General features: G+C 69.1%; 7 protein-coding genes and 1 pseudogene. All 8 read right to left on the bottom strand.

What is annotated here, in order from left to right:
• Positions 1 to 815, bottom strand: a pseudogene (locus AB0P24_RS34720) (glucose-6-phosphate isomerase); the annotation flags it as partial.
• Positions 816 to 886: 71 nt separating this feature from the next.
• On the bottom strand, positions 887 to 2,080 hold the full coding sequence (locus AB0P24_RS34715) for an MFS transporter (protein ID WP_365801111.1): 1,194 nt from the start codon (positions 2,078 to 2,080) through the stop codon (positions 887 to 889).
• 196 nt (positions 2,081 to 2,276) lie between these two features.
• Positions 2,277 to 2,612: an RNA polymerase-binding protein RbpA gene (locus AB0P24_RS34710; protein ID WP_003976875.1), complete on the bottom strand. Its 336-nt coding sequence runs from the start codon at positions 2,610 to 2,612 to the stop codon at positions 2,277 to 2,279.
• 210 nt (positions 2,613 to 2,822) lie between these two features.
• Positions 2,823 to 3,053 (bottom strand): preprotein translocase subunit SecG, encoded by a 231-nt coding sequence (gene secG / locus AB0P24_RS34705; protein WP_362581921.1) that lies wholly within the window; start codon positions 3,051 to 3,053, stop codon positions 2,823 to 2,825.
• A gap of 131 nt (positions 3,054 to 3,184) precedes the next feature.
• Entirely contained in the window at positions 3,185 to 3,940 is a 756-nt protein-coding gene (tpiA, locus tag AB0P24_RS34700) for a triose-phosphate isomerase (protein WP_365801109.1), read from the bottom strand.
• 41 nt (positions 3,941 to 3,981) lie between these two features.
• Positions 3,982 to 5,193, bottom strand: coding sequence for a phosphoglycerate kinase (locus AB0P24_RS34695; RefSeq protein ID WP_365801099.1), 1,212 nt, complete (start codon positions 5,191 to 5,193; stop codon positions 3,982 to 3,984).
• A 152-nt stretch (positions 5,194 to 5,345) separates the two neighbouring features.
• Positions 5,346 to 6,356, bottom strand: coding sequence for a type I glyceraldehyde-3-phosphate dehydrogenase (gap, locus tag AB0P24_RS34690; RefSeq protein WP_365801097.1), 1,011 nt, complete (start codon positions 6,354 to 6,356; stop codon positions 5,346 to 5,348).
• A gap of 274 nt (positions 6,357 to 6,630) precedes the next feature.
• A complete protein-coding gene (locus tag AB0P24_RS34685; RefSeq protein WP_365801095.1) occupies positions 6,631 to 9,594 on the bottom strand; it encodes a M14 family zinc carboxypeptidase in 2,964 nt (987 codons plus the stop codon).
• Between the last annotated feature and the right edge of the window lie 109 nt (positions 9,595 to 9,703).

Raw genomic sequence — 9,703 nt, 5'->3', positions numbered from 1 at the left:
CCGACCCAGTCCCAGAACTCGAACATGTTGGCCGTGTCGATGCCGAAGTCCGACACCTTCTCGGAGTTCGTGGAGAGGGCCACGAAGTGCTTGGCGACCGCTTCCTGACCGGCCTTCAGCTCGGTGAGGAGCCAGTTGCGGGCGGAGGTGGCGTTGGTGATCGTCTCGATCGTGGTGAACGTCTTGGAGGCGATGATGAACAGCGTCTCCGCCGGGTCCAGGTCACGGGTGGCCTCGTGCAGGTCGGCGCCGTCGACGTTGGAGACGAAGCGGACCGTCAGGTCGCGGTCGGTGAACGCCCGCAGGGCCTCGTAGGCCATCGCCGGGCCGAGGTCGGAGCCGCCGATGCCGACGTTGATCACGTTCTTGATGCGCCTGCCGGTGTGGCCGGTCCAGGCGCCGGAGCGGACGCGGTCGGCGAAGTCGCTCATCTTGTCCAGGACGGCGTGCACCTGGGGCACCACGTTCTCGCCGTCGACCTCGACCACCGCGTCGCGCGGGGCACGCAGGGCGGTGTGCAGGACCGCGCGGTTCTCGGTGACGTTGATCTTCTCGCCGCGGAACATGGCGTCCCGCAGCCCGAACACGTCGGTGGCGGCGGCCAGTTCCCGCAGCAGTCGCAGTGTCTCGTCGTTGACCAGGTGCTTCGAGTAGTCGATGTGGAGGTCGCCGACCTGGAGGGTGTAGCCCGTGCCGCGCCCCGGGTCGGCGTCGAACAGGTCCCGCAGACGGGTGCCGGCGAGCTCCTCCCGGTGCTTGGCGAGCGCGGTCCACTCGGGTGTCTGGTTGAGCCTGGTACGGCCGTCTGCGTTCATTCCGACTTCAGCCTTCTTCCTTGCACCTGTCCTGTTGCGTGCCTGTGCCGCCGCCGTTCCAACCTAGTTGATCAGCTCGGGGCACGGCCTGCCGTCGCGCTCTCCCGCGGCGCAACAACAGGTACGTCAGGCTTGCGCACCGGTATCAACGAGGTGACGGCCAGGCCGAAGAGGGCGGCGGCCAGCAGCGCGGGGCCGTTCAGGCCGTAGGCTCCCGCGACGGCTCCGCCGAGCAGCGCGCCGAGCGGCGCGCCGGATGTGGAGGAGGTGCGGAAGGCGGCGGCGATCCGGCCGGTCATCGACTCGGGCGCGTGCTGCTGCATCAACGTGACCTGGTTGACGTTCCACACCATGTTCATCGCGCCGAGCAGCAGCATGCCGGCGACGAGTGCGCCGAGGTGCCGGACGGTGCCCATGAGCAGCAGGGCCGACGTCTGGACCGTCCCGGCGACCAGCAGGGCCCGCATCCGGCCGGTGCGGCGGGCGACGCGCTGGGCGAGGAAGCCGCCGGTGATGCTGCCGGCCGAGTACGCGGTCATGGCCGCCGCGTAGCCCGCGGTGCCCGCGTGCAGCCAGCGCGTCACGTGCAGGACCAGGGTGGCGATCAGGGCGCCCATGCCGATGTTGCACAGCAGGGTGGCGACGCAGGTGGCCCGCAGTGCGCGGTCCTGCCACAGGGCGCGCAGGCCCTCGCCGATCTCCCTGCGCAGGGTGCTGCCGGCCGGGCGTGGCGCCCGCTTCGGGGGTCGTGCCCGCAGGGAGGCGACCAGGGCGGCGGCCGCCAGGTAGGTGCTCGCGTCGGCCGCGAAGGGCATGAACGCGCCGGCCGTCAGGAGCAGCGGCACGAGCGGGGCCCCGAGCAGTCCGCCGGCGATCTGCTGGCCGGTCATCAGCCGGGCGTTGGCTCCGCCCAGGGCGTGCCGGTCCACCAGGGAGGGCAGCAGCGCGGTGGAGGCGTTGTCGAAGAGCGTCTGCAGGGTGGTGAGCGCGAAGGCGAGCAGGAGGAGCAGCGGGATCGAGGCGTGACCGAGGGCCACGGCGAGCGCGAAGGCGGCGACGAGCAGCCCGCGTACCGTGTCCACGGACCACATCGCGCGCCGCTGGTCCACCCGGTCCGCGACGGCACCGCCGAGCAGCCCGAACAGCAGCCACGGCACATATCCGCAGGCGGTCACCGAGGCGACGGCGAGCGGGTCGCCGGTCAGGCGCGCGGCCAGCAGGGGCAGCGCGGACGTCCGTAACGCGTCCCCGAACCGGGAGACCACGGCGGCCGTCCACAGCCGCCCGAATCCCCCGCGCCACGCGGGCGCCCCCTCGCTCACCGTCACCGCCGCCCCCTCACGATTCGCCGATGCACAAACCGTAGAGGGCAGCACTGACAACGGGCCGGACGCGGACCCGGACCCAGCCGCGAAGACGGCTCCGGCCAGGCGCCCTCGGGCACCCGGCCGGCCTCAACTGCTAAATCTCGCCCCGCAGTTTGGCGAGCGCCTCGGCGAGGATCGCCTCGCCGTCCGCGTCGCTGCGCCGCTCCCGTACGTACGCGAGGTGCGTCTTGTACGGCTCGGTGCGCGGCGGGTCCGGCGGGTTGTCCCGGTCCTGACCGGCCGGGAAGCCGCAGCGCGGGCAGTCCCAGGTCTCGGGCACCTGCGCGTCGCTGGCGAAGCTCGGCTGCGTCTCGTGCCCGTTGGAGCACCAGAAGGAGATGCGCAGACGCGGCGCGGACTCGCCGCGCTCGGCCTCGCCCATCGGCCCCGCCCCGACCCGGCTACCCCGGATCGCGTTGCCACTTGCCACGGTCGTAACTCCCTGCGTGATGGTGCCGCGAAGCGAGTCGGCGTGTCGCTTCGTTGCGAGCGCCTCAGTCTACGTAAGGCCCAACGCGCGTCCAGTGGTGGGAGTTACCGCCCCCGCACCTAGACGCAAGCCCCATGATAGGCCGCGCTCAGGTGCGCGTACCGAACATGGGGCCTTACGTACAGATTGTGCGTGTGTGCGTGTCGCGGATCAGCTGTTCGTCTTCATCAGGAGCCCGAGGACGATGATGCACGCGAGCCAGAGCAGACCGATCACCAGCGTGATCCGGTCCAGGTTCCGCTCGGCGACCGAGGAGCCGCCCACGGAGGACTGCATACCGCCACCGAACATGTCGGAGAGGCCGCCGCCCTTGCCCTTGTGCATCAGCACCAGCAGCATCAGCAGCAGGCTGAAGACGATCAGGGCGATCGAGAACCCCAAAACCACGGCTGGACCAACTCTCTCGGATTCGGATGAACGACTTCGGATGAACGAGGGGGACAAAGCGGCAAGCCACCTTGTCCCCGCAAGGGTACGACGGATCGCCCCCTGGGCCTACTCGCTCGGCCCGATCACTGATCGCGGAAGCGCACGATCTTGACGAATTCGTCCGCGTCCAGCGAGGCACCGCCGACCAGGGCACCGTCGATGTCGGCCTGCGCCATGATCTCGGCGACGTTGCCGGCCTTGACGGAGCCGCCGTACTGGATGCGCACCTGGTCGGCCAGCTCCTGGCTGTACAGCTCGGCGAGCTTGGCGCGGATCGCGGCGCAGACCTCCTGCGCGTCCGCGGCGCCGCAGACCTTGCCGGTGCCGATGGCCCAGACGGGCTCGTAGGCGATCACGACCGACTCGGCCTGCTCGGCCGGGAGGTCCTTGAGACCGCCCTCGACCTGGGCGAGGGTATGGGCGACGTGGCTGCCCGCCTCGCGGACGTCCAGTTCCTCGCCGACGCACAGGATGGGGGTCAGACCGTGCTTGTAGGCGGCCTTGACCTTGGCGTTCACGATGTCGTCGGTCTCGGCGTGGTACTGGCGGCGCTCGGAGTGGCCGATGACCACGTACGTGCACTTCAGCTTGGCCAGCATGGGTCCGGAGATCTCGCCGGTGTAGGCGCCGGAGTCGTGTGCCGAGAGGTCCTGGGCGCCGTACTTGATCTTGAGCTTGTCGCCGTCGACCAGGGTCTGCACGGAACGCAGGTCGGTGAAGGGCGGCAGGACGGCGACCTCGACGGCCTCGTAGTCCTTGTCGGCCAGGGCGAAGGCGAGCTTCTGGACGTGCGCGATGGCCTCAAGGTGGTTGAGGTTCATCTTCCAGTTGCCCGCCATGATCGGCGTGCGCCCGGAAGAAACAGATGCGGCCATGTGGGTCAGTCCTCCAGTGCGGCGAGGCCGGGGAGCGTCTTGCCCTCGAGGTATTCGAGGGAGGCGCCGCCACCGGTCGAGATGTGTCCGAACGCGTTCTCGTCGAAGCCGAGGATGCGCACGGCGGCTGCGGAGTCCCCGCCGCCGACGACGGTGAAGCCCTTGGACTCGACGAGAGCCTGGGCGACCGCCCTGGTGCCCGCGGCGTAGTCGGGGTGCTCGAAGACGCCCATGGGACCGTTCCAGAAGACGGTGGCGGCGTCGGCGAGCTTCGAGGCGTACAGCTTGGCGGTCTCCGGGCCGATGTCCAGCCCCATCTGGCCGGCCGGCATGGCGTCGGCGGGGACCGTGGCGGGGTTGCCGGGGGTCTTGGCCGACAGGTCCGGGAACTCGGGGGCGACCAGGGTGTCGACGGGCAGCACGAGCTCGACGCCGGTCTTCTCGGCGCGCTCGACGTACTCGGTGACCGCGGCGAGCTGGTCCTCCTGGAGGAGGGAGCTGCCGACCTCGTAGCCCTTGGCCTTGAGGAAGGTGTACACCATGCCGCCGCCGATGAGGATGCGGTCGGCCTTGCCGAGCAGCTGGTCGATCACGGCGAGCTTGTCGGAGACCTTGGCGCCGCCGAGCACGACGACGTAGGGCCGCTGGACGTCCTCGGTGAGCTTCTTCAGGACGCCGACCTCGGTGGCGATCAGGTAGCCGGCGTAGTGCGGCAGCCGGGCCGGGAGGTCGTAGACGGAGGCGTGCTTGCGGTGCACCGCGCCGAAGCCGTCACCGACGTAGACGTCGGCGAGGGCGGCGAGCCGGTCGGCGAACTCGCCGCGCTCGGTGTCGTCCTTGGACGTCTCGCCGGCGTTGAAGCGCAGGTTCTCGATGACCGCGACCTGGCCGGGCTGCAGGCCGTTCACCGCGTCGTGGGCGGCGGGGCCGACGGTGTCCTGGGCGAACGCGACCGGGGCGCCGAGCAGTTCACCGAGCCGCTCGGCGGCCTGGAGCAGGGAGAACTTCGGGTCCGGGGCACCCTTGGGGCGGCCCAGATGGGAGGCGACGACCACCTTGGCACCCGCGTCGGCGAGGGCCTTGACGGTGGGCAGGACGGCACGGATGCGGCCGTCGTCGGTGATGAGACCGTCGGCCATCGGCACGTTGAGGTCGGCGCGGACGAAGACCCGCTTGCCGTCGACCCCTTCGGCGAGGAGTTCGTCGATCGTCTTCATGTGTTGGGGACTCCTACAGGAGGGCTCTTGATCGTACGAGGACTGATCGAACCGTATGTCGTCGGGTCGATCCTTACGTGCGTCAGGGCCCGGGCGGCGCGACGGTGCGCCACCCGGGCCCTGCTACCGCATCGAGGTGCCTGTTCGGCCGATCAGAGCTGTTCGCCGACGAAGACCGTGAGGTCGACGAGGCGGTTGGAGTAGCCCCACTCGTTGTCGTACCAGCCGAGGACCTTCACCGTGCTGCCCTCCTGGACCATGGTCAGGGAGGAGTCGAAGGTGCAGGAGGCCGGGTCGCTGACGATGTCCGAGGAGACGATCTCGTCCTCGGTGTAGGCCAGGTAGCCCTTCAGGTCGCCGTCCTCGGAGGCCTTCTTGAACGCGGCGTTGACCTCGTCCTTGGTGACCTCGCGCTGCAGGGTCACGACCAGGTCGGTGGCGGAGCCGGTCGGGACCGGGACACGCATGGCGATGCCGTCCAGCTTGCCCTTGAGCTGCGGCAGGACCAGCGCGGTGGCCTTGGCGGCACCCGTGGTGGTCGGGATGATGTTCTCGGCGGCAGCACGCGCGCGGCGCAGGTCCTTGTGCGGGAAGTCCAGGATGCGCTGGTCGTTGGTGTACGCGTGCACCGTCGTCATCAGGCCCTTGACGATGCCGAAGTTCTCGTCGAGGACCTTCGCCATCGGCGCCACACAGTTGGTGGTGCAGGAGGCGTTGGAGATGACGTGGTGGTTCGCCGGGTCGTACTTGTCCTGGTTGACGCCCATCACGATGGTGATGTCCTCGTCCTTGGCCGGAGCCGAGATGAGGACCTTCTTGGCGCCGCCGGCGATGTGCTTCTCGGCGTCGGCCTTCTTCGTGAAGATGCCGGTCGACTCGATGACGATGTCGACGCCCAGCTCGCCCCACGGGATGTCGGCGGGGTTGCGCTCGGACAGCACCTTGATGGTGTGGCCGTCGACGGTGATCGTGTCGGCGGTGTGCGAAACCTCGGCCTTGAGGCGGCCGAGGATCGTGTCGTACTTCAGCAGGTGCGCGGTGGTCGCGGTGTCACCCAGGTCGTTGACAGCCACGATCTCGATGTCAGCGCCCTGCTCCAGCAGCGCGCGGAAGTAGTTGCGACCGATACGACCGAAGCCGTTGATGCCTACGCGGATCGTCACGAACCGATCTCCTCGTTGGTACGCCGGCCATGCGATGCCGGCGAGCTGTATTTGGGATGTCCCCGACCACCCACGACCCTACCTCCCTGAGGCTCCCTTGGCGGCATCCAGATGCCCCATACACGGCGAGGCGGTCCGTACCCGCCAGTAGGCGTACGGACCGCCTCGGATCGAGGGTGATATCGCTGGTCTTTGTCATGGAATGCCGACCCGTTCTCACCGAGCTTTCACTCGTTCGTGAGCGGGTCGGCTCACTTGTCGCGTGCGGTCGGCGTCAGTTGTCGAGTGCTGTCAGCGCCTTTTTCACCAAAGCCGCGCGATCGGCCGCGGAAGTGACCTGTTCCAGGCCGAAACCGAGCAGCACGGTGTGGTCGGTGGTGATCGCTCCGTACGTCTTGAAGAGGGCTCCGGTGCGCGTCCAGTCCTTGAGGACGGCCGGGCTGCCCGCGGGCGGGCCGGTGACGCTCCAGGGGCCGAGGGAGGTCTCGAAGCCCTCGGTCTCGGTGGCCGTCCCGCCGAGCACCAGCGAGGCGTCGTCGACGAGGACGCCGTGCCCGCCGGTGCTCGGGTCGGTGATGTAGCCGATGGAGATCTCGACGGACTTGCCGGCGTAGGCGCTCAGGTCGAAGTTCACGGACTGCCAGCCCGCCGAGCTGCCGGTGAAGCTGTTCCAGGAGCCGCTGGTGCCGCTCGCGGTGCACTGGTTGTCCGCGATGGTCAGGTAGTGCTTGAGCCACGGGTGCTCGGCGATCAGGAACCCGGCCCCGCACTCGCTCGGTACGGCGCTGCTGGTGGCGCCGTTCTTCTCGGGCAGGGTCGTCCAGTCGTCGGCGCCCACGACGTGCGCCTCGACGACGGCGTGGTCGTAGCCGGGTTCGGTGTCCCACAGCACCTTGGCGCTGAGGGCCGGCTGCTGGGCCGCGGTGACACCGGTGAGGTCGACGGTGCGGGTGAGCCGCTTGTAGGCGTCGTCGGTGTGGACGGCCGCGGCCATGTACGACCCGGAGTACGGCCCGTACGGGTTGACCGTCCCGGCGAACTGGCCGGCGCCCGCGCTGGCGAACTGCGGGTACGCGGCAGGCGAGAGCTCGTCGGAGGTGACGGCGTAGGTCCCGGCCTTGTCGAGCGGGTTGGCCGAGGTGCCGCTGAGGGCCCCGCTGAAGCCGTCCAGCGGGCCGGAGCCGGTGAAGCCGGTGGCTCCGGGTGTCGAGGTGCGGGAGTACGCGCCCAGGTAGTACTGGCTGAAGTCGTTCGACGGGGTGCCGTCGGCGAGTTTCACGCTGCCGCCGGCCAGCTCGCCGGCCTCGACCAGCTTGCCGCCCTCGTTGAGGTAGGCGCGCAGCTGGAGCTGGGTGTCGTTGCCGGGGCCGTTCGTGCCCGAGTAGTGGACGACGGTCCTGAAGTGCCCCAGCACGCCGAGCGCGTCGGGCGCGCCCTGGGTGGCGACGTCCCAGACGACCGCCTTGTGCCCGGCGGCCTTCAGCGCGTCGACGTAGGTCTGCGCCTGGGCGGCCTTGGCGCCCTCCTCGGCGACCACCAGGGTGTCCGCCCCGGCCCGCTCGGCGACGGTGTACGTGAAGTGCGCGCTGGAGACCTCCCTGCCGCTCTTGCCGCTCTTCGCCTCGCCCGTGAACCACACCTCGACCTTGTCGCCCGGGTCGCCGTCCTTCACCTTGCCCCGGTACTCGTCGAAGTAGAGGTCGTCGCCGCCGCCGTAGGTCTCGCCGCCCTTCCAGCGCTTGAGCGCCGTGTGGTGGGTGCGGCCGCCGTTGACGCGGTACTTGAGCTCCTTGTCCCGGATCGCCTTGCGGATGACGACGGAGACCTCCTGGTCGGCGCCGCGCGAGTACGACGTGGAGAACGTCGCCGGGGTGAAGTCGGCGGCGCTCAGGCCGACCGAGGAGCTCGGCCGGTCGGGGTGGGCGGCGGTCTCGGCGACGGAGAGCGCGAAGGGGATGTTCTTCTCGAACTCGTCCTGGATCAGCTTCTCGTCGTCCGGGAAGTTGAAGACCGACTGGCAGTCGGCGGCGTTCCAGGCGTCGTTCGGGTCGATGTCCGAGGCTGTCTGGCAGGTCGACATCTCGGGGGTGAACATCGCCATGCCGTTGATGTTGGACGCGTGACCGTCCGCCTCGCCGTTGGTCGTGTACAGCTCCGAGGAGACCTGCGAGTGGTAGCCGGGGATCGCCGGGTTGTCCGGGGTGCCGGCGAGCGCCTTGTAGAGGACGTCGTCGGGGGTCGAGGTGGCGACCTGCCAGCCGACGCCGTAGAGGAGGAGTTCGGCGGCGGAGTGGTAGTTGATGCCGTACGTGAACCCGATCCGCTTCTCGAAGCCGTCCAGCGCCCTGGTCTCGGGCTCGGACTCGGGGCTCGCGCCGCGGTAGGTCTCACTGGTGGGGCTGGGCGACGAACCCTCGTCGTCGTAGCCCCACTTGTAGCCGAAGTTGCGGTTGAGGTCGACGCCGTCACCCGTGCTGATGGCACCGTCGCCGTTGACGTCCCGCAGGTTCTTGCGCCACAGGCGGGTGTCGGAGTTCTGGAAGGTGTAGTCGTAGCCGTCCGGGTTGGCGGAAAGCACGAACCACAGCTCGGTCGAGTCGACGATCTTCTTGATGCGTTTGTCGGTGCGGTAGTTGTCAAGGTAGTAGTGCATCAGCCGGCGGGTCATCTCCGGCGTGATCCATTCGCGGGCGTGCTGGTTGGACACGTACAGCACGGAGGGCTTGGAGCCGTCCTTCGACTTCTTCGCGCCCTTGGTCAGTTTGAGCGCGAGGATGTCCTGGCCGTTGACTGTCCTGCCGATGGACTCGACCTTGGTGAGACCGGGGTTGGCCTGGGCGGTCGCCAGGATCTCCGCCTTGAGGCCGCCGCTGCCGCTGTAGGGGCGGAACACGCCCTGCGAGGCGTCCTCGACGCGCGCTTCGGCCTTCGCCGACAGCGTGTGCTCAGTGAGGTCGACGCCCTGTTTCGCCAGCTTCTTCGCCTGCTGGTCCGTGAGGTACAGCTCGACTTCCGTCTTGCCGGATCCGGTGACCTGGTCGCCGAGTTCGTGGCCGTCCTGCCCGGCTTTGAGCAGGAGGGGAATCTGCGTCTTGGTGACGTCGGCACGGTAGACCTTGACCTCGCCGGGGTCCGGTTTCGCCGAACCCCCGGTCTGCGCCTGGGCCACGGGTGCGAGTGCGGCTCCTCCGATCAGGAGCGCGCCGACAGCGAGGATCGATCTCGCCCTGTGTCTCATGAACCCCCCTAGCAGTGGTCCGCCACGGCGGCGAACTCATGCCAGGCTCATGACACTTCATGATCCAGTCAAGGGCGCCTCATGGCCAGTTCACGGTGGCCCAAAAGGG

Source organism: Streptomyces sp. NPDC086519, from assembly GCF_040686075.1.
Lineage (GTDB): Bacteria > Actinomycetota > Actinomycetes > Streptomycetales > Streptomycetaceae > Streptomyces > Streptomyces shenzhenensis.
Note: the sequence above shows the minus strand (reverse complement) of the source record. Positions and strands in the feature narration are given on the sequence as shown.

Bases quoted from the DNA above. Each gene is read 5' to 3' on its own strand.
- tpiA (WP_365801109.1), bottom strand. From the start codon at position 3,940: ATGGCGGGCAACTGGAAGATGAACCTCAACCACCTTGAGGCCATCGCG.
- AB0P24_RS34695 (WP_365801099.1), bottom strand. From the start codon at position 5,193: ATGAAGACGATCGACGAACTCCTCGCCGAAGGGGTCGACGGCAAGCGG.
- AB0P24_RS34685 (WP_365801095.1), bottom strand. From the start codon at position 9,594: ATGAGACACAGGGCGAGATCGATCCTCGCTGTCGGCGCGCTCCTGATC.